The following is a 20,589-nucleotide window of genomic DNA, read 5'->3' on the forward strand; positions in this document are numbered from 1 at the left end:
AAAATTGATAATTGAAAATTGAAAATTAAGTATTATGAAAAAGATATATTTAAGCATGATGGCAATGGCCATCGCAGCATTCACCTTCACTTCCTGTGAAGATGTGCCCGAGCCGTACAACAACCCGTACGACCAGATCAAACCCTCAGAGCCCGAGGTGGTCATAGAACCTGCGGGAGAAGGTACCCAGGAAAGCCCCTGGAACGTGGCTGCCGTTATCGAAGCATGTAGCAGTCTCAACGATGGCGACTTCCTCAACGATGGCGCCGAGGTGTATGTCACAGGTATTGTCACAGAGACCTCTGACATCTCTACGACATATGGCAACGCCACCTATTATATCTCAGACAATGCCAAGGCCAGCAATAAGTTCTACGTCTATCGTGGTAAGCTGCTCGACGGTGCTGCCGTTGCTGCCGACACCGACCTGCAGGTGGGCGACTCTGTCACCGTTTGCGGTAAGATCAAGAACTACAAGGGCACTATGGAGTTCGACCAGGGCAACTACCTCGTATATTACAAGAAAGGTGAAGGCGGTGGCGGTGAGACACCTGATGCTCCTGGTACTGCTGAGAAGCCCCTCACTGTAGCCGAGGCGCTGGCCTATATCGATGCCAACCTTGAGGCCGACAAGCAGTCGCCTGTAGGTTATGTCAAGGGTAAGATTGCTGCTATCAGCGAGATTGATACTGGTCAGTATGGCAACGCCACTTATACCATCTCTGACGATGGTTCAGAAAACAACACCCTGCAGATTTATCGTGGTTATGGTCTTGGTGGTGCTAAGTTCACCAATGCTAACGATATTAAAGTTGGCGACAATGTCATCGTTTCTGGTAAGCTCGTCAACTACAAGGGCAATACCAAGCAGTTCGCCCAGGGCAGCAAGATTATGCAGCTCAACGACAAGAAGGCTGAGGGTGGTGATACTCCCAGCGGCGAGGGCGAAGGCAAGGGTACTGCCGATTCTCCCTACAATGTGACAGCTGCCATCGCAGCAGGTTCTGCTACTGGCGTCTATGTCAAGGCCTATATCGTAGGAAATGTCACAGGTCAGGCTCTGGCCGAAGGTGCCCACTTCGACGCTACTGGCGATACTCAGACCAACATCCTGATTGCTGCCTCTGCTGACGAGACAGACATCAACAAGTGTATGCCTGTACAGTTGCCTGCTGGCGATATCCGCACTGGCCTCAACCTCAAGGACAATCCTGGCAACTACAAGAAGGAAGTGACCCTCTATGGAAACATCGAGAAATACTTCGGTGTCACAGGTATCAAGACCGTCACCTTCGCCATCCTTAATGGCACCGAGATTGGTAAGAATCCAGCCGGTGGTGGCGGTGGTGACACACCAAGCGGTGATGCTAAGGGTAGCGGCACACAGGCTGACCCCTGGAATGTAGCAGCACTGCTGGCACAGACAGCCAACCTCGCTGATGGAGAGTTCCTTAACAATGGAGCCGAAGTCTATGCTAAGGGTATCGTGACTGAAATCACTGATCTCTCTACACAATACGGCAATGCTACCTACTACATCTCTGACGATTCTCAGAAGAGTAATAAGTTCTATGTATTCCGTGGTAAGTTACTCGATGGTGCAGCTGTCACATCTGATACAGACTTGAAAGTTGGCGATAAAGTAACTATTTGTGGTAAAGTTAAGAACTATAGAGGCACTATGGAGTTCGACCAAGGCAACTACCTTGTATCTTTGACAAATGGTAGTGAAGGTGGTGGTGATACGCCCAGCGGCTCTACAGGCACCTTAGAGAATCCGCTTACAGCTTCTCAGGCCTACGACATCGTTGCAGCTATGGAAGGCGGCAAGACCTCTGATGAGGACTACTATGTGAAGGGCAAGATTTCAAGCATCAAGTTCACCTTCAGTGCTCAATATGGTACTGCCACCTTTAACATCTCTGACGATGGTGCTACTGGTGGTAAGGAGTTCATCGCCTATAGCTGCTATTACTTCGGCAATCAGCCTTGGGTTGAGGGCAACACGCAGGTACAGGTGGGCGACGAGGTTATCGTCTGCGGTAAAGTTGTTAACTATCAAGGTAACACACCCGAGTTTGCCAGCAAGAAGAACTATCTAGTGAAGCTGAATTCTCAGACATCAGCAAGCCGCCGCAAGTAAACTATAAGTATTCAAATATAAAAACGGGCTGCACCCATACTCGGGTTGCAGCCCGTTTTTTCTAAAAAAAGGAGCAAATATTTGCAGGATTCAAAAAAAGTTCGTACCTTTGCACCCTGATTGGCACTACACGTGCGCATGAACATTATTTATAAATAGTTACAATAAAGAAATGAAAAAAGGAATTCATCCCGAAAACTATCGCCCCGTCGTGTTTAAGGACATGTCCAACGGCGATATGTTCCTTACGAAGTCTACTGCAAAGACTAATGACACTGTAGAGTTCGAAGGCGAAACTTACCCTGTGGTAAAAGTAGAAATCTCTAGCAGCTCTCACCCCTTCTACACTGGTAAGAGCAAGCTCGTCGACACCGCTGGTCGCGTCGATAAGTTCATGAGCCGCTACGGTAAGGCTTCGAAGAAGTAAGATATTTCTAGGAAATGACACTTACAGAAGGTGCGTCCAGGGTAGTTGCATATGCCTTGTACGCACCTTCATTGGCATAACACAGAAACAATGAAACTAAACAGAGTACTTTCTCTCCTGGTTATCTCCATAGCATTCGTGGCATGTGGCGATGATGACGAGGGAGGCACCTCGACATTTACGGGCAACGAGAACAAGAACATAGCCCGCTATGCCGGACTGGAATTTCCGCACATCAGTAGCGGAAACAGTACGGTGATTACCCATAGTACATCAAAATACGGCACTACGTATTCGCTGGAATGGGACCACGACCTGAAGGCTCAGCGCTGGACAGCCTTCTATTTCACTAAAGATAACAAGGTGAAGAACTGGAGCAGAGGCCAATGGGACGGAGCCACATGGAACGGCAGGACTTGGAGCGGCGATCCCTTCCAGAAAGACCCCGACATACCAGCATACGAACAACCAAGTGTCACAGGAGAATTCAGCGGCAGCAGTTATCCAGACAAAGGCTTTTCATACTTCCAACGAGGACATATCTGTGCATCGGAAGATCGCGTGGCATCGATGGATGCTAATGGTCAGACCTACTATATGACCAACATGTTTCCGCAGGGCGAGAACTTCAACACAGGCATCTGGTCAAAGATGGAAGCTTTCGTACGCAATGACTGGGGCAGAAAGATTACTGGCAATGATACGCTGTTTGTCGTCAAGGGCGGCACTATAGACCGCGAGGACTATATTCTCTGTCGCACACGTAGCGGCTTTATCGTACCCCGCTATTTCTATATGGCTCTATTGCTGAAGCGCAGCAACGGCACCCATCAGGCAATGGCCTTCTGGGTAGAACACCTCAGCAGCGACCACTCCAATGACAAGCTGGGAGACTACGTCATCAGCATTCGCGAACTGGAACAGAAAACGAGTAAGCACGAAGGCAGGAACGATGGTATCGACTTCTTCTGTAACCTACCCGATGATATAGAAAACAGCGTTGAGACTCAGGATCTTGAGACCATCAAGAAGCTCTGGGGACTGACAAAAAAGTAAACGAAAACAAGTAAAAACGAAATAACAACAATCAAACTAACCAATACAACAAGAAAATGAGAACTGTTTATGATTTCACTGTCAAAGACAGAAAAGGTAAGGATGTATCAATGAAAGAGTATGCCAACGAGGTATTACTCATCGTAAACACAGCCACAAAATGCGGATTCACACCACAGTACGAAGAACTGGAGAAGCTCTATGAGCAGTATCATAGTCAGGGATTCGAGATTCTGGACTTCCCCTGCAACCAGTTTGGACAACAGGCTCCTGGCACTGACGAGAGCATCCACGAGTTCTGTAAGGTGAACTTTGGCACAGAGTTCCCCCGTTTCAAGAAGGTGAAGGTTACTGGTGACGATGCCGAGCCGCTGTTTAAGTTCCTGTCAGAACAGAAGAACTTTGCAGGCTGGGACATGGAGCACCCCATAGCACATATCCTTGACGATATGCTCAGCAAGGCTGATCCCAACTATAAGGAGACACCAGGCATCAAATGGAACTTCACCAAGTTCCTGATCAACAAGAAGGGTGCCGTTGTAGCCCGTTTCGAGCCTACCGAGAAGCTTGAGAACATTGCCAAGCAGATTGAAGAGCTGCTGAAATAATACTAATCATAATTACTAATTTCTAATTATGAATACGAAATGTTTAATTATAGGTAGCGGACCTGCGGGTTATACCGCAGCCATCTATGCCTCCAGAGCCAATCTGAGCCCTGTGGAGTACTGTGGACTGCAGCCCGGAGGACAGTTGACCCAGACCACCGAGGTGGAGAACTTCCCAGGCTATCCTGAGGGTGTTGACGGCAACCAGATGATGATGGACCTGCGCCAACAGGCCGAGCGCTTCGGTACCGATATCCGCGATGGCGAGATTGTGAAGGTGGACTTCTCAGAGGCGCCCTACAAAGCTTGGGACGATGCTGGTGAGGAAATCATTGCTGACACCGTTATCATCGCTACAGGTGCCTCAGCAAAGTACCTGGGTCTGCCTGACGAGACAAAATACAACGGCAACGGTGTGAGTGCCTGTGCCACCTGCGACGGATTCTTCTATCGCAAGAAGACTGTAGCAGTAGTAGGCGGTGGCGACACAGCCTGCGAGGACGCACTATATCTGAGCGGTCTCTGTAAGAAGGTATACCTCATTGTTCGTAAAAACTACCTGAGAGCCTCAAAGGTGATGCAACAGCGCGTTATGGAGCGCGAGAACATCGAGATACTGTTTGAGCACAACACCGTAGGACTGTTTGGTGAGAATGGCGTAGAAGGTGCGCACCTGGTGAAGCGCAAGGGTGAGGCTGACGAGCAGATGGTAGATATCGCCATCGACGGTTTCTTCCTGGCTATTGGTCACAAGCCCAACACAGATATCTTCAAGGAATGGCTCGATACTGACGAGGTAGGCTACCTGAAGAAGATTGACGGTACGCCCAAGACCAAGATTCCTGGCGTATTCGTGGCTGGCGACTGTGCCGACCCAGTATATCGTCAGGCCATTAGCGCCGCTGGTACAGGCTGTCAAGCAGCCATTGAGGCCGAACGCTATCTGCTGAACCAATAAGAGATATCTGCAGAAGCAATAAGAAAAGAAGAACAGAAATAATAATAGTATAAGAAAGGGGCAGACGCAATAAGCATCCGCCCCTTTTTTGTGTTTGTTTGGTAAAAAAAAGAAAGCCGCGCTTCACAGCGAGGCTTTCCCAACTAAATTAATCAACCATAAACCTTAACCATTAAAAATCTTTTTCATGTGCAAAGATAAGGCATTCTACACAAACAGAGGTTCAATGATAGTTAATTAGAGTTTAAAATGCGTTATTTAACTCATTTTCTACCTAAAATCACGAAAATTAAACCCAAAAACACACTTTTTGGGCAAAATATTTGGAGATTTAGCAGAAAAATATTACTTTCGCTCACGAATTTTAAACCAAAAAGAAGATTAATAAGATGTCAGTTTTTCATTATATTGCCATTTTTCTGACAGCCATCGCCATATTTTTCATTGCGAGGTGGCATTATCAGCGTAATGTGAACATCAAAAAACGCATGCAACTGGATCAGGTGTTCACAAATATCTCACATGAGCTGCTCACTCCCCTCACCGTTATTGGGGCTTCGATAGAGCGATTGCGCGACCAAGAGCCCCGCTATGCGAAGGATTACGCACTCATGGAACTGAATGTGGAACGCATGACGCGATTGTTGCAACAGATCCTGGAAACCAGCAAGTCGCAGTCGGGTGAACTGAAGCTGAAGGTGGCACAGGGCGACGTGATGGAGTATATCCGTCAGACCGCACTCTGTATAGAACCGCTGATGCACAAAAAAGGACTGGCGTTCTCCATTCAGTGTACGCCGAAGTCGATGATGGGCTGGATAGATACCGACAAATTGGACAAAATCATCTACAACCTCCTGTCGAATGCCGCCAAATACACCCGCACACCAGGTATGGTGCAGTTAAAGGTGAGGACAAATGAGTATTTCGACCAGATCGTCATCCAGGTGATTGACAACGGAATAGGTATTCCTGCCGACAGGATGAAACAGCTGTTCAAACGCTATTACGACGGCGACTACAGATGGATGAAGGTACACGGCACTGGTCTGGGACTGGCTTTGACACGCGACCTGGTATATCTGCACAACGGGACTATCACCTGTCAGAGCGACCAGACTATCGGCACCACCTTCACCGTGACGCTGCCCATCAAGAAAGAGGCCTTCGCCCCCTCCCAGATTGACGACCAGCACCAGATTGACTTCGCCAAGCCCAACAATAATATTATAGACCTGAGCTCGCTGGAACAGCCCGACACCACTGAGGAACACCAGGAAGTGGACCGCTCACATTTCTACCGCATACTGCTGGTGGAGGATAACGAGGAACTGCTGATGCTGATGGAGACGCTGCTCAGCAACCGCTTCAACATCCTGAAAGCCACCAACGGTGCTGCCGCCCTCGACATCATCAGCAAAGAGCCTATAGACCTAATTGTCTCGGATGTGTCGATGCCCGAGATGGACGGTAACGAGCTCACCCGTCAGATCAAGACGACGCCCGAATGGAGCCATCTGCCCATCATCCTCATCTCGGCCAAAGCCCATGAGGAAGACCGCAAGGCATCCATGCTGTTAGGTGCCGACGACTATGTGACGAAGCCTTTCCGTTTGGGCGACCTGGAACTGCGCATCAACAATATCATAGAGAACCGCATACGTATTGTGGGCGAGAGAGCCACCGCCGCCGCTGTGGAGGAAGAGCCCCGTCCAGCAACACCTGACGAAGAGTTCCTGCAGCGCGCCAACGCCTGTGTACATAAGCATTTGGACGATTCCGACTTCGATCGCGATGCCTTTGCCAGCGAGATGGGCGCCTCACAATCAACGCTTTACAACAAGCTAAGGGCTCTGACGGGCTTGAACGTCACCGCTTATATCCGCGATATCCGCATGAAGGAGGCCAAGAGGATGGCAGAGACACAGAGCGACCTGCGTGTCAGCGACTTAGCATATAAGGTAGGATTCAAAGACCCGAAATATTTTGCCACCTGTTTCAGAAAAGAGTTTGGCATTCAGCCCAGCGAATATATTGAGCAGCACAATAAATAGTCGCCCTCAGGCCATCATTCACAAGTGCCCTAGACCATCATTCACAGGTGCCCTCAGCTTTTCTCGATAGTCCCAGCAATCCAAGGAAGGTGAGCAAGCCATTGAGCATCAGCAGTTCATAGCCGAAATGATAGTCCCAAAGGCTTTGCGCAAGGGTATCGACGCCATAGCACACGAAGGGCGAGGCCACACAGACCAGCGGCACCAGACGGTCGCGAACCTGTCGCTTTGTAAAGAGTCCGAAGGCAAAGAGTCCCAGCAACGGACCGTAGGTATATGACACGATGGTGTAGATAGCATCGATGAGTGACGTGCTGTTCAGGGCATGAAACAGCAGGATGAAAACCACGAACAACCCACAGATAATCAGATGAGTACGCTTGCGCAGCCGTTCATCGTCTGTACGTTTGCGGATATCCACGCAATAACTGGTGGTGAGTGACGTCAGCGCCGAGTCGGCAGAAGAGAACGAGGCCGCCACGATGCCGAGAGCGAAGAGAATGGTGACGGGTGAAAGGTCAAGGGTGAAGGGAGAATAGTTGGCTGCGCCTGAGACAAACATTGGAAGGAGCTCATCGCCTTTAGTGGGAATGGTGACGCCCTGAGACTCAAAGAGTTGCGCCAGCAGGATGCCCAGCGAGAGGAACAGCAGGTTGGCAGGCACGAAGGCCACACCATAGGAGCACATATCCTTCTGCGCCTCGCGCAGCGTGCGACAGGTCAGGTTCTTCTGCATCATATCCTGATCGAGGCCCGTCATCACAATCACGATAAACGCACCACTCAGAAACTGTTTCCAGAAATTATGCGGCGACTGCCAGTCGTCCATCACAAACACCCTACTCCTCTCATCATCAGCCACAGCCCTGAAGGCATCCGTCAGCGAGAAGTCCATCTGTCGCATCACCATATATATAATAAGGAGTAGCGCCGAAAACAGGCAGATGGTCTGAAAAGTGTCCGTAAAGACCAGCGTCCGCACCCCACCCTTTCGTGTGTAGAGCCAGATGAGCAGCACCATACCGATGACGTTGACCCAGAAGGGCACACCCAGCGCGTCGAACACAAACTGCTGCAGGATGATACACACCACGTAGAACTTCACCGCCGCCCCAATCATCTTCGACAGCAGGAAGAACCACGCCCCCGTCTCATAGGAATGCGAGCCCAGTCGCAAGCCCAGATAGGTATAGATAGACGTGAGGTTCAGCTTGTAATAGACAGGCAGCAGCACAAAGGCCACCGCCAGATAACCCACGATGAATCCTAAGCACACCTGCAGGTAGGTCATCTGCGACGAGAGCACCATACCCGGCACGCTGACAAACGTCACCCCCGATATCGAGGCCCCCACCATACCGAAGGCCACCATATACCAGGGCGAACGACGGTTGGCCCTGAAGAAGGTCTCATTCGTCGTTCGTTTGGCAGCGAGTCGGCTGATAGCCATCAGAACTGCAAAATAAACTAATATAATTGCAATAATCCACATTTCGGCGTGCAAAGTTACAAAATAATTGAGAATTGATAATTGAGAATTGATATTTTTTTATAACTTTGCAGCGCAAACACTAAACCAATAATTAAAAAAAGTATGAGCAAACAAAAGAAATTCATCCTCCAGGAGAGTGAAATCCCAACACAGTGGTATAACATTCAGGCAGACATGCCCAACAAACCCATGCCTCCCATCCACCCGGCTACCAAGCAGCCTCTGGGTGTGGACGACCTGGCACATATCTTCCCACGCGAGTGCTGCGTACAGGAGCTGGACACCGAGCACCGCTGGATTGACATTCCCGAGGACGTACTCGAAAAATACAAGTACTACCGTTCTACGCCGCTGGTGCGCGCCTACGCCCTCGAAGAGGCACTTGGTACTCCCGCCCACATCTATTTCAAGAACGAGAGTACCAACCCTTTAGGCTCACATAAGATCAATTCTGCCCTGCCCCAGTGCTACTATGCCAAGCAGGAAGGCACCACCAACGTCACCACTGAGACTGGTGCCGGCCAGTGGGGCGCCGCTCTGAGTTATGCCGCCAAGATCTACGGTTTGGATTGCGCTGTCTATCAGGTGAAGATCACCATGCAGCAGAAGCCCTATCGCTCCAGCATCATGCGCACCTTCGGCGCTGTGGTCGAGGGTTCTCCTTCGATGTCCACCCGTGCTGGTAAGGACATCCTGACCAAGGACCCCACCCACTCAGGCTCTCTGGGTACCGCCATCTCTGAGGCTGTAGAGCTAGCCACCACCACTCCCAACTGTAAATACACACTGGGCTCTGTGCTCAACCACGTTGGTCTGCACCAGACCATCATCGGCTTGGAGGCTGAGAAGCAGATGGCGATGGCAGGCGAGTATCCCGATATCGTGATTGGCTGCTTCGGCGGTGGTTCAAACTTCGGCGGCATCTCGTTCCCCTTCATGCGCCACAACCTGCTCGATGGCAAGACTACCGAGTTCATCGCTGCCGAGCCCGACAGCTGTCCTAAGCTCACTCGCGGACAGTTCCGCTACGACTTTGGCGACGAGGCCGGCTACACGCCCCTGCTGCCCATGTACACCCTGGGCCATAACTTCAAGCCCTCAAACATCCATGCTGGTGGTTTGCGCTATCACGGTGCCGGCATGATTATCTCGCAGCTGATCAAGGACGGACTGATGCACGGCGTCGATATTCCTCAGCTCGAGACCTTCGAGGCAGGTATGCTCTTCGCCCGTACCGAGGGCATCATCCCTGCTCCTGAGAGCACCCACGCCATCGCCGCCACCATCCGCGAGGCCCTGAAGTGCAAGGAGACTGGTGAGGAGAAGGTCATCCTGTTCAACCTCTCTGGTCACGGACTCATCGACATGCCCAGCTACGAGGCCTATATCAAGGGCGACCTGCAGAACTACACCGTTACTGACGAGATGATTGCTGAGAATCTCGCAGAACTTGACAAACAAGGATAAAAGTAAAGCCCCGCCGACTGGCGGGGCTTTTACTTTCTGTACCCTTAGCAGATATCAATCTGCCTTGAAACCTTCACCTTCTCTTCTACCACCTTCGGCAGCTCTACGGTGAGCACGCCGTGCTCTACCTTTGCCGTGATGTCCTCCTTCTTCACATCGTCGGGCAGCAGCAGCGTCTGTTCAAACTTCGAGTACGAGAATTCGCGACGCAGATAGCGAGCGCTCTTGTCCTCCTCCTTCTTTTCATCCTTTTTCTCCATCTTGATGATCAGGTTGCCCTCATCGTTGATGTGTACGTTGAAGTCCTCCTTCTTCATGCCAGGAGCGGCCAGTTCCACTACATAGGCCTTATCGGTCTCTTTCACGTTGATTGCCGGAGCGGTACTGTTAGCACGCGGCATATAGTCGGTGTCGAAAAAGTCGTTGAACACTGCAGGAATCCAGTTGTTTGTTCTCATCATTGGTGTCATAGTTTTGTCCTCCTATGTTTTTATTTAATTGTTAAACGTTATTTTTATTGTTTCTGAGCACCTTGCTCGCTTCATAAAATGCAACATTGGTGCCAGTGCGGAAAAGCGCGCCAAAATGACAGCCAAGCACGACAAAATGACACAACAGTACTCAAAATCGCCCCTCTGCCATAGGAAAACTTCACCAAGCCCTTGCTTATTTCCAAAGAATTGTTTATCTTTGTAGCCACAATCATAAAACATTAATTATTACGCTACCTCATAAAAAGGAACAACAATGAAAAGAATCCTCAACCTCCTGCTTCTGGTCGCCTTAGCGCTGACCACATGGGCTCAGGGCGCACCAGCCCTCGAACAACTCAAGTCTGACCCCCGCAAGGCTTACGGTACCGACTATCCCTACTCGTACGAGGCACAGACGATGACCAAGGCCCCCAAGGGCTACAAGGCGTTTTACATCAGCCACTACGGACGTCACGGCTCGCGCTACTACTGGAACGATGCGCTCTATCGTGAGCTCGACTCGCTGTTGACCAAAGCCCACCGCCAGCACCAGCTGACGCCCGAGGGCGAGGCTTTCCGCACAAAGTACGACGCCGCCAAGCGCGAGTTGGCCGTCAGCGTCAGCGAGCTCAGCGACCTGGGCTGGGAACAGCATCAGTATATCGCCCGCACCATGTATCGCGACTTCAAGGAGGTGTTCAAGAATGGTGGTGACGTCTATGCCATCTCGTCGCTCACGGGACGCTGCGTGGTCAGCATGGCCTCGTTCTGCGAGGAGCTGAAGCAATGCAACCCCAAGATTGAGATTCGCATGGAGTCGGCCCGTAAGGTGCTCGACGGCGTGAAGCCCGACGATCGTCAGAACCCGCTGCGCCAGACATACCCAAAGTCTCGTCCACGTTTCGAACAGAACCGCCAGCAGTTCAAGTATAACGACGGCCTGCGCGAACGGATCATCCCACGCGTCTTCACCAGCACCGAGGGTCTGCCCGGCACTCCCCACCACATCGCCAGCAACCTCATCAACCTCTACACCTCGCTGCCCAGCATCGGTCATGAGGGCATGATGGGCAATATCATCACCGACCAGGAACTGGCTGCACGCTGGGAGAACGAGAACCTAGGTGGCTACACCTGGGTCTTTGAGCCCCGCTACGACATGATTCCCATTCTGCGCGACATCATCAAGAAGGCCGACAACGTGCTCAACGGCAGCACCAAACGCTTGGCCGACCTGCGCTTTGGTCACGACACCTGTCTCGGTCCCCTCACCGTGCTGATGGGCATCAATGGTGCCGACATCGACCCCGAGGACCCCTACGAGGTGAAGAACTGCTACCAGACGTGGGAGACTGGCAAGGCCTCGAACCTGCAGCTCATCTTCTATCGCAGCAAGAAGGCAGGCGACCCCATCCTCATCAAGTGCCTACTCAACGGCATCGAGTCCACCCTGCCTCTGCCCTCCGACCTCTATCCTTATTATAAATGGGATGACTTCAAGACCTTCTATACCGAGCGCTGCAACAGCGTCCAGCCACAATAAAACAACAACGGGCTTGCCACTCTCGGCAAGCCCGCTGTTGTTTTCATTTACACTGTTATTTCTTCGTCAGCCCGAGGTTCTTCATCATCTCATTTGCATACTTCCCTATGAGCTTATTGATGTACTTCTGCGTCTTCTGGGCAGACTTCGGGAGCGAGCCGGTCTTTGAGTAAATCTCTGTAAAGCCCTTGTTCTGATCAGTGAGGGTATTCAGTATCTCCCTAAAGGCATCGGCATAATAACTCTGTCGCACACTGACAGGGGGATTCAGTGAGAATAAAGCCTCCTGGAACTCCTGGACACTTTTGTCCAATGCCTTGTTTTGTGCAGTGATATTCTCAAACATCTGATTGATGCCTTTGTTATTGTCGAGGAGAAGCGACGGGGTGTCTCTCATGATTCTCCCAAGAGGTTCATATGACGCCTTGACCCTTTTGATGCCAGCCTCGACATTTTTACCTTTGAACATCAGCATTGCCTGCTGTTGCGGCGAAATGGTCTTGAACCATGCTTCCATACTGGAGGCTTCCTGTCCCCGTGTTACCTGTATCACATCGCCATCCTGCACTACGGGTATGGTGTCGGCAACCTCCACCGTCTGGTCGTCAATGCCCCGTCTTTGCAGGTCGTTCAGCAGGCTCTTGCCGGAGTAGCGGCCCACACGTTGCTCGTAGTCGTTGTCGGCATCGTAATAACCATTATGAGTGGTGATGCGATAGGTCTCGCCAGGCACGAAGTCGAGGTTCGTCCACAACTGGCAGAGCGAGCCGTCAGACATCACGGTACGGATGCGGCCAACCTTGCGCTTGTCAAGTTCCACGCTGAACGAGAAACGCTTGCCCACCACAGGCATCTTAGCCACGAAGGCATCGTCGGCAACCTTGTCGAGTTCCTCGGCAGTATCAGCCATATAGACCACGTAGAGGCTGTCCGTCAGGTCTTCGCCCACACGACCGTCAATTCTGAATGTCTTGGTGGTGAGGTTCTGACCATCGTTGAAGATGCTGGCGCTCATGTTCTGCTCATACAAGTCAGGACGCAGCGAGGTGATCTGATAGATGGCTCCGAGGGCCTTGCTCTTATCGTCGTTCATAGACCACTTGATGGCGTAGGCATCGCGCAGCTTGGGGTTCTCTGGGTTCTTGGCGCATAGGAGCCACATTTCCTCGTAGTCAGCGCCGCGGACAAGGTAGGAGGTTCTCTGTCCGTTTTCGTTGACAGCACTCAGCGCGAGCGACTCTTTGTTTCCAGGTGCCAGGTGGAGCAGCTGATAAGCTCTCGATTCATCCTTCTTAAACGCGTCACCGATGGCAGACATGTTCTGTCGCACAGTGCCAGTATTGACATTGGCCACAAAGTGGGTAATCTTGACGCTCGACTCAATCTGGTTGGTGTTAGGATTCCTTTGAACGGAATAGACCTCGTCGGAGGGGGCGCCCCACGACTTGAGGAATGTATAGAACAGGGCCTTCACGTTGTAAGGCGTATTGTCAACTGTGGCCTTCTTCTGCTGGGCACTAGTGGTTATTGTTGCGCTGCAAGCAATGAGCAGCAAAATCATTATTCGTTTCATATCGCGTTATTTTTTACCTTTTTACTTTTTTACTTTTTTACTCTTTTACCTTTTCACTTCTGTGCTGTCTGTTCCAAATTATACTTTGAAATCTCGAGCTCCAGTTGCACCCATTTCAGATAGGCCTCGTTAGCTTGCTTTCGCATTAGAGCCAGCTCCTCAGGGGTGTATTTATAGTTCTCTGGACGGGTGATGGGGATATCGTGCTCCGTCAGTGTGACAACAGCCTCACCCTTTTGCCCCTCGCCTGAAGGGAGGGGAGTAGATTCTTCTTGCTCTTGCACAGCAGCCAAGTCGTTGCAAACATCTGCGGCTTGAGGAGTAAGAGTCTTCTGAGCATCTTGGACTTTCTTAGCTCTGGGAGTTCTCTGAGGCACCTCTTTTTTCTCCACTTTCGCCACCACGGGTTCTTCCACCTTTGAGACCTCTGCACTAACCTCTTCCTTCCCATTCAGGGGAAGGGTTGGGGATGGGGTCTGCTGGCTTGGGGTCTGCATGGCCACTGTTGGCATCTGTTCCTTGGGTGGTGTCAGCCATATCATCATCACGCCAGCCACACAGGCTGCTGCTATCCAAGGCCAGATGGTGCGGGTACGAGCCTTTCGTGGCTCCTGCGCCATGCGCTGCATCAGTCGGGCGTTCAGGTCGGCAGGCATCTGCGGCATCTCCGCCTCTTCCATTCTGATGGCGTCGCGCAGGTTCTTGTCCTGTTCCCTAAGAGTATTGAGTTGTTCCTCCTTCATGATCGTAACATATTGATGATTCTACAAAGTTTCTTTCTCGTTCGGCTCAGTTTCGAGGCCACCGTCGTAGGTATCGACTCCGTTATTTCGGCTATCTCCTTCAGACTTAGCTCATCGTAATAGAACATCGTGATGATGGCGCGTTCGTCGGGTGGCAGGTGCTTCAGCGCGGCTCTTATTATCTGCACCGTCTCTGCGTTGGCGTGGCCCAGCGTCTCCTCCACCTCCGTCTCCGACAGGCTGTCCGCCTCGCCTTCCCTGTCCTCTATATACACCATCGTTGGTCGCTGGTGTCTCAGAAAGCTGATGGCCTCGTTGTAGGCAATGCGCAGTATCCACGTCCTCAGCGCCGACTTCCCCTCGTCATACCTATTTATATTTTTAAAGACCTTCACAAACACATCCTGATACACCTCCTCCGCATTCTCTATGCCGGGCACCAGTCTCGCCACCTGGGCAAAGACGTCGCGGCCATAGCGGTCGAGCATCTGCTGCTGTGCTTTGGGACTTTGTTTCCTCAGTCCCGCTATCAGGTCTATGTCTGTTTCTATCATTTTTTTATGGTCTTCTGTTTATATATACGCTCCCCCACCCCAAAACATTGCATGGAGGGCAAAAAAAATTAAAAAAAGAAATGTGCAGTTGCTGCAGTGTTGCAGTTCTCGAAAGGGTACCTTCACGACCTCAGAAAAGTGCTATAATTATATATATTATATATAATATATATATTATAGATATATTTTTCAGTTTTCGCAAGTCTATTTTCTAACTGCAACACTGCAGCAACTGCAATGTTTGGGAAATGTTGTAAATAAATAATTCTTACAAAGTATTCATGAACCGCTATCAAGATTTTGTACCTTTGTATCGTCATAAGAAAGATAAAATTTGCGCCCTAACTAGAGAAATATTTTTTCTTAGCTAGCGAGATAATTTTCTTAAGTTAAGCGGCAAAATGGAGTCGGACTTGCGACCCGTGAAAAACATTTACAAATTAATTATAAACTATTTTTTGCGGAATAATTGCTGATGGATTTGGAGGTCTCGAAAATAATTCCTATATTTGCGGCATAAAACCAACAAAACAATAGAATGATGATGAAACAATTAGTGATGACAGTGGTGCTGGTGCTCGTGGCAATGACGGGAGCGGCACAGAACAAGACCATCGGCAAGCAGCTGCGCGACGCACAGCAGCGGGTGGCGAAAGAGAACGTGTTCTACCAGAAATATGACAACGTGGCTCCAGAGAAAATCCTACAGACCATCCTGGACAAATACAAGGGAAAGACGGTGCTCATCGACGTGTGGGCCACATGGTGCGGACCCTGTAGGGCAGGACACCAGGCGCTGAAGCCGATGAAGGAGGAGATGAAAGGCAAGAACGTGCAGTTCGTATATATCACCTCGCCCACATCGCCCCTGGATACGTGGCAGGAGATGATCAAGGACATTGACGGCGACCACTACTACCTGACGAAGGAGCAGTACCTGTATGTGCTGGAGAAATATGAGTCGCAGGGTATTCCCACCTACGTGGTGTATGACGCCAAGGGTAACCAGACATACAAAGAGATAGGTTTTCCTGGGCCCGAACCCATCAAGAATGCCGTTGAGAAAGCGGTGAAAGGTGAAAGGTGAAAGGTGAAACTTAAATAGTCTTTAGGACGTTGACGGCTTCGCCCACGGTGGGCACATCGGTGATGACGAGGGAGCGCTTGCCGTTCTGTTCACGCAGATTGCAGCGGCGGAGGTTCTGGGTGGCGAAGTCGATGATGCGACCAAAGGTGTCGCTTTCGTAGAAAGGACTATGTGGGTTGGAGACGAAATAGAGGAACATACGACCCTGCTTGAGCATGATCTTCTCGCAACCCAAGCTCTTTCCATAACGACGCAGAGACACCACCTGCAGCAGCTCCTCGGCCTGCGGCGGCAGAGGACCGAAACGGTCGATAAGGCGCAGACGATAGGCCTCTAATTCCTGATCATTGCGGGTATTATCGAGTTCGCGATAGAGCAGCATACGCTCTGAGTCGCTGGGCACGTAATTGTCGGGGAAGTACATCTCGAGGTCGGACTCGAGGTTGCAGTCGGAGACGAAATCAAATTGAGAATTATGATTACTTGGCAAGCCTTTCTTTCTGCCTTGAGAGGTTTCATCAGTTCTCCTTCCTCCTTCTTCACTCTTCGAAAACTCTGGGGTCTCATTACGGAGCTCCGCCATCGCCTCGTTGAGAATCTTTTGGTAGGTTTCGTAGCCAAGGTCGGAGATGAAACCAGACTGCTCGGCACCAAGGAGGTTGCCGGCACCACGGATGTCGAGGTCCTGCATGGCGATGTTGATGCCTGAGCCCAGGTCGGAGAAGTTCTCGAGGGCCTCGAGGCGGCGACGGCTGTCGACAGGCAGGGCCGCGAGGGGCGGCGCGAGCAGATAACAGAAGGCCTTGCGATTGCCACGGCCCACACGTCCACGCATCTGATGCAGGTCGGAGAGTCCGAAATAATGGGCTCCATTGATGATGATGGTGTTGGCATTGGGGATATCGATGCCATTCTCCACAATAGTCGTAGAGAGCAGCACGTCGTAGTCGTAGTTGGAGAAGTCGAGCACTATCTTCTCGAGCTCCTCGGGCTTCATCTGTCCGTGACCAATGGCAACGCGGCAGTCGGGGATGTACTTATGAATCATCTCGGCAATCTCGTGCAACTGGTTGATGCGGTTGTTGACGAAATAGACCTGTCCGTTGCGGCTCATCTCGAAGTTGATGGCATCGGTGATGATCTCTGCCGAGAAGGTATGTATCTCTGTCTGAATGGGATAGCGGTTGGGCGGCGGCGTCTGGATGACACTCAGGTCGCGGGCGCCCACCAGCGAGAACTGCAGGGTGCGGGGAATAGGCGTAGCACTCATGGTGAGGGTATCGACATTGGTCTTCATCTGGCGCAGCTTTTCTTTGGTAGAGACGCCAAACTTCTGTTCCTCGTCGATAATCAGCAGTCCTAAGTCCTTGAACTTCACGCCCTTACCTATGAGTTTATGTGTGCCGATGAGGATATCGACCTTACCCTCGGCGAGGTCTTTCAGCAGGGCGGTGGTCTGCTTGGTGGTGCGGGCTCGCGTGAGATAGTCCACCCGCACAGGCATGTCCTTCAGGCGCGAGGAGAAGGTGCGATAGTGCTGATAGGCCAGCACCGTAGTGGGCACCATCACCGCCACCTGCTTGCCATCGACAGCAGCCTTGAAGGCAGCACGCACAGCCACCTCGGTCTTGCCAAAGCCCACATCGCCGCACACCAGGCGGTCCATAGGTTTCGACTGCTCCATATCGGCCTTCACATCCTGCGTGGCCTTGAGCTGGTCGGGGGTATCCTCGTAGAGGAACGACGCCTCGAGCTCGTGCTGCAGGTAGGTGTCGTGGCTGAAGGCGAAGCCCTTTTGATGACGACGGGCCGCATAGAGCTTGATGAGGTCGCGGGCTATATCCTTGATATGCTTCTTGGTGCGCTCCTTGAGGCGCTCCCACTGGCCTGTGCCCAGCGTTGACATGCGGGGCTGCTGACCATCGTCCTGCGACTTGTATTTCGACACCTTATACAGCGAGTGGATACTGACGTAGATGGCATCGCCACGCTGGTAGATGATCTTGATCATTTCCTGATACTGGGTGGATGGTGACGGGTGAAGGGTGGATGGAGAATTGATGGGCATTCGTACCAGTCCGCCAAACTTACCGATGCCGTGATCCACATGCACCACATAGTCGCCCACCTCGAACTGCTGAATCTCCTTCAGCGTCAGCGCCACCTTACCACTACGGGCCTTGTCGCTCTTGAGGTTGTACTTATGGAAGCGGTCGAAAATCTGATGGTCGGTGAAGAAGCACGCTTTCAAGTCGTTGTCGGCAAAGCCCTCGTGGAGGGTTTTGTCAACGCCTTGGAACAGGTGAAGGGTGGATGGTGCGCTCGAGCTATGCTCGCTTGCTACCGAAGGGACGCAAGAAGGGTGAAGGGAGGATAGTTTTTCGGCAAAGATATCTCTCAGACGCTCAATCTGCTTGGCACTATCAGCCAAGATATAGAGTTTATACCCCTTCAAGATATAGTCTTCGAAGGCTTGCGTTAGCAGGTCGAAGTTCTTGTGGAAAAGGGGCTGGGGTTTGATGTTGAAGCTGATTTTGGCGGATGGTGACGGGTGAAGGGTGGAGGGAGGGCAGAGAAATATCTTTCTAAAGGGCTCAGCATCATTAGCAAACTGCGAGCCAGTGATAATCTGACTGTCGCGCTGCATCTCCTTCTCTATCTCTCGCGCTTCCATCTCTGTAGCGTTAGCCAGACGCTCCTGCATGGCCTGCTGCGAGAAGCCCTCCCCATAGATATTCTCTATGGTCTCGCGCACAAACTGCAGGTCTTTCGTGACCAACAGGGTATCGTCGGGCAGGAACTTCAGGATGGACTCTTTCTCCTCTACGGCAGTCAGCTCAGGCACGATATCCACGTGGTCGCAACGCTCCTTCGACAGCTGGTTCTCCACCTCGAAAGTGCGGATAGAGTCGATCTCGTCGCCAAAGAAGTCGAGGCGGAACGGGAACTCATGGCTATAGGAATAGACGTCGAGGATAGAGCCGCGAAGAGCAAACTGTCCTGGCTCGTAGACGTAGTCCACCTCGCGGAAACCAAACTCACGCAGCGTCTTACAGATAGCGTCCACGCTGACGGTCTGCTGCTGTTCGAGGGTCAATCGACGGGCATCGAGCTGCTTGCGCGTCACCACCATCTCGGCCAGAGCCTCGGGGTAGGAAACGATGTAAGGTGAAAGGTGAAGGGTGAAAGGTGAAGGGTTCTTTGCAGGTAAAGGGTTCTTTGCTGCCGCACAAGCTGATGCAGAAGAGAGGACCTCGGTGCGAAGGATCTCGCTGGCGGGGTCTTTCTGACCGTATTTGATGGCGCGCTTGTAGCTGGAGGGGAAGAAGAGCACCTGCTTGTCGCCCATCACCTGACAGAGGTCGTGATAGAAATAGCCGGCCTCCTCAGCATCCTGGAGGATGAACAGCATGCGGGCCGACGACTTCAGCGCCAGCGCACTGAAGGCCAGCGGCGCCGACGATGCCAAGAGACCATCGAGGGAGATAGTCTTGACGGACTTATCTCCCACGAGTTTTGCCAATGCCGACACTTGCGGCAGATGGGCATAGAGCGATTGTATATCTTGTATCTTCATCCACTAATTGGCTGGCATGGGGGGATAGTGACGGGTCCAGCCGTCCCAACGCAGACGCATGACGCCAAAGAACGCCTCACCGAAGATGCCACCCGACATCTTGCTGGTACCCTCCTTACGGTTGACGAAGATGACGGGTACCTCCTTGATTTTGAAGCCGATACGCCAAGCGGTGAACTTCATCTCGATCTGGAAGCCATAGCCCTTGAAGCGCACCTTGTCGAGCTCGATGGTCTGCAGCACACGACGCTTGTAGCACTTGAAACCTGCGGTGGTGTCGTGGATGGGGAAGCCTGTGACAAACTTCACATACTTTGAGGCGAAATAGCTCATCAGCACGCGACCCATAGGCCAGTTGACCACGTTGACACCGCTGATATAGCGCGAGCCGATGGCCAGGTCGTAGCCCTCATCATGACAGGCACCATAGAGGCGAGGCAGGTCGTTGGGGTCGTGACTGAAGTCGGCATCCATCTCGAAGATGTACTCATAGTCGCGCTCCAGCGCCCACTTAAAGCCTGCGATATAGGCGGTGCCCAGGCCCAGCTTACCCTTACGCTCTACGATGAAGAGGCGGTCGCTGAACTCCTGTTGCATGAGTCCCTTCACGATGTTGGCGGTGCCGTCGGGCGAACCGTCGTCGATCACCAGGATATGGAAGCACTTCTCCAGACCAAAGACGGCCCGGATGATTTTCTCGATATTTTCCTTCTCGTTATAAGTAGGAATAATGACGATGCTGTCGCTATTGTTCATTGCTCAAAAATGGTTTTCGGTTACAAAGATACGGAAAAAATAGACTATGTGTCTAAAATAGCCGCATATTTTTCATTT

Annotated in this window: 16 protein-coding genes; 9 read left to right on the forward strand and 7 right to left on the reverse strand. The window is 51.5% G+C overall.

The window, feature by feature from the left end:
* Positions 1-34: 34 nt before the first annotated feature.
* From Q0R57_RS04305 to Q0R57_RS04330, 6 genes are all read left to right on the forward strand, one after another.
* Positions 35-2,143, forward strand: a complete 2,109-nt coding sequence (locus Q0R57_RS04305) for a DUF6359 domain-containing protein (protein WP_294744174.1) — start codon at positions 35-37, stop codon at positions 2,141-2,143.
* A 172-nt stretch (positions 2,144-2,315) separates the two neighbouring features.
* The gene (locus Q0R57_RS04310) at positions 2,316-2,570 is read left to right on the forward strand and encodes a type B 50S ribosomal protein L31 (RefSeq protein WP_248506248.1); all 255 of its coding nucleotides are present in this window, start codon (positions 2,316-2,318) and stop codon (positions 2,568-2,570) included.
* A 90-nt stretch (positions 2,571-2,660) separates the two neighbouring features.
* Complete coding sequence (locus tag Q0R57_RS04315) at positions 2,661-3,626, forward strand: DNA/RNA non-specific endonuclease (RefSeq protein ID WP_294744175.1); 966 nt, start codon at positions 2,661-2,663, stop codon at positions 3,624-3,626.
* A gap of 56 nt (positions 3,627-3,682) precedes the next feature.
* On the forward strand, positions 3,683-4,234 hold the full coding sequence (locus tag Q0R57_RS04320; protein WP_294744176.1) for a glutathione peroxidase: 552 nt from the start codon (positions 3,683-3,685) through the stop codon (positions 4,232-4,234).
* Between the two features lie 28 nt (positions 4,235-4,262).
* Complete coding sequence (gene trxB / locus Q0R57_RS04325; protein ID WP_294744177.1) at positions 4,263-5,192, forward strand: thioredoxin-disulfide reductase; 930 nt, start codon at positions 4,263-4,265, stop codon at positions 5,190-5,192.
* 389 nt (positions 5,193-5,581) lie between these two features.
* A complete protein-coding gene (locus Q0R57_RS04330; RefSeq protein ID WP_294744178.1) occupies positions 5,582-7,246 on the forward strand; it encodes an ATP-binding protein in 1,665 nt (554 codons plus the stop codon).
* Between the two features lie 37 nt (positions 7,247-7,283).
* On the opposite strand, the gene Q0R57_RS04335 is transcribed toward Q0R57_RS04330, so the two are convergent.
* Entirely contained in the window at positions 7,284-8,738 is a 1,455-nt protein-coding gene (locus tag Q0R57_RS04335; protein ID WP_294744179.1) for a sodium:solute symporter, read from the reverse strand.
* Between the two features lie 102 nt (positions 8,739-8,840).
* Between Q0R57_RS04335 and Q0R57_RS04340 the strand changes: the two genes are divergently transcribed.
* Positions 8,841-10,205, forward strand: a complete 1,365-nt coding sequence (locus tag Q0R57_RS04340; protein WP_294744180.1) for a TrpB-like pyridoxal phosphate-dependent enzyme — start codon at positions 8,841-8,843, stop codon at positions 10,203-10,205.
* Between the two features lie 44 nt (positions 10,206-10,249).
* Here Q0R57_RS04340 and Q0R57_RS04345 read toward each other — a convergent pair whose 3' ends face one another.
* A complete protein-coding gene (locus Q0R57_RS04345) occupies positions 10,250-10,675 on the reverse strand; it encodes an Hsp20/alpha crystallin family protein (protein WP_294744181.1) in 426 nt (141 codons plus the stop codon).
* A gap of 277 nt (positions 10,676-10,952) precedes the next feature.
* Between Q0R57_RS04345 and Q0R57_RS04350 the strand changes: the two genes are divergently transcribed.
* Entirely contained in the window at positions 10,953-12,221 is a 1,269-nt protein-coding gene (locus tag Q0R57_RS04350) for a hypothetical protein (protein ID WP_294744182.1), read from the forward strand.
* A gap of 55 nt (positions 12,222-12,276) precedes the next feature.
* Here the strand turns inward: Q0R57_RS04350 and Q0R57_RS04355 are convergent, their stop codons facing one another.
* Genes Q0R57_RS04355 through Q0R57_RS04365 form a run of 3 tightly spaced genes read right to left on the reverse strand, consistent with a single transcriptional unit; the run spans position 12,277 to position 15,091 of the window.
* Positions 12,277-13,794 (reverse strand): hypothetical protein, encoded by a 1,518-nt coding sequence (locus tag Q0R57_RS04355; protein WP_294744183.1) that lies wholly within the window; start codon positions 13,792-13,794, stop codon positions 12,277-12,279.
* A gap of 53 nt (positions 13,795-13,847) precedes the next feature.
* Positions 13,848-14,537, reverse strand: a complete 690-nt coding sequence (locus tag Q0R57_RS04360; RefSeq protein WP_294744184.1) for a hypothetical protein — start codon at positions 14,535-14,537, stop codon at positions 13,848-13,850.
* Positions 14,534-15,091 (reverse strand): sigma-70 family RNA polymerase sigma factor, encoded by a 558-nt coding sequence (locus tag Q0R57_RS04365; RefSeq protein ID WP_294744185.1) that lies wholly within the window; start codon positions 15,089-15,091, stop codon positions 14,534-14,536. The genes Q0R57_RS04360 and Q0R57_RS04365 overlap by 4 nt, the downstream gene beginning before the upstream one ends.
* A 541-nt stretch (positions 15,092-15,632) precedes the next feature.
* On the opposite strand from Q0R57_RS04365, the gene Q0R57_RS04370 reads away from it, so the two are divergent.
* Positions 15,633-16,178, forward strand: a complete 546-nt coding sequence (locus Q0R57_RS04370; RefSeq protein ID WP_294744186.1) for a TlpA disulfide reductase family protein — start codon at positions 15,633-15,635, stop codon at positions 16,176-16,178.
* A 10-nt stretch (positions 16,179-16,188) separates the two neighbouring features.
* Here Q0R57_RS04370 and mfd read toward each other — a convergent pair whose 3' ends face one another.
* Together mfd and Q0R57_RS04380 are read right to left on the reverse strand one after the other, a co-directional pair.
* A complete protein-coding gene (mfd, locus tag Q0R57_RS04375) occupies positions 16,189-19,755 on the reverse strand; it encodes a transcription-repair coupling factor (RefSeq protein ID WP_294744187.1) in 3,567 nt (1,188 codons plus the stop codon).
* A 3-nt stretch (positions 19,756-19,758) separates the two neighbouring features.
* A complete protein-coding gene (locus Q0R57_RS04380; RefSeq protein WP_294744188.1) occupies positions 19,759-20,511 on the reverse strand; it encodes a polyprenol monophosphomannose synthase in 753 nt (250 codons plus the stop codon).
* Positions 20,512-20,589 lie beyond the last annotated feature (78 nt).

The sequence above is a fragment of the uncultured Prevotella sp. genome (assembly GCF_946407605.1).
Taxonomy (GTDB): domain Bacteria; phylum Bacteroidota; class Bacteroidia; order Bacteroidales; family Bacteroidaceae; genus Prevotella.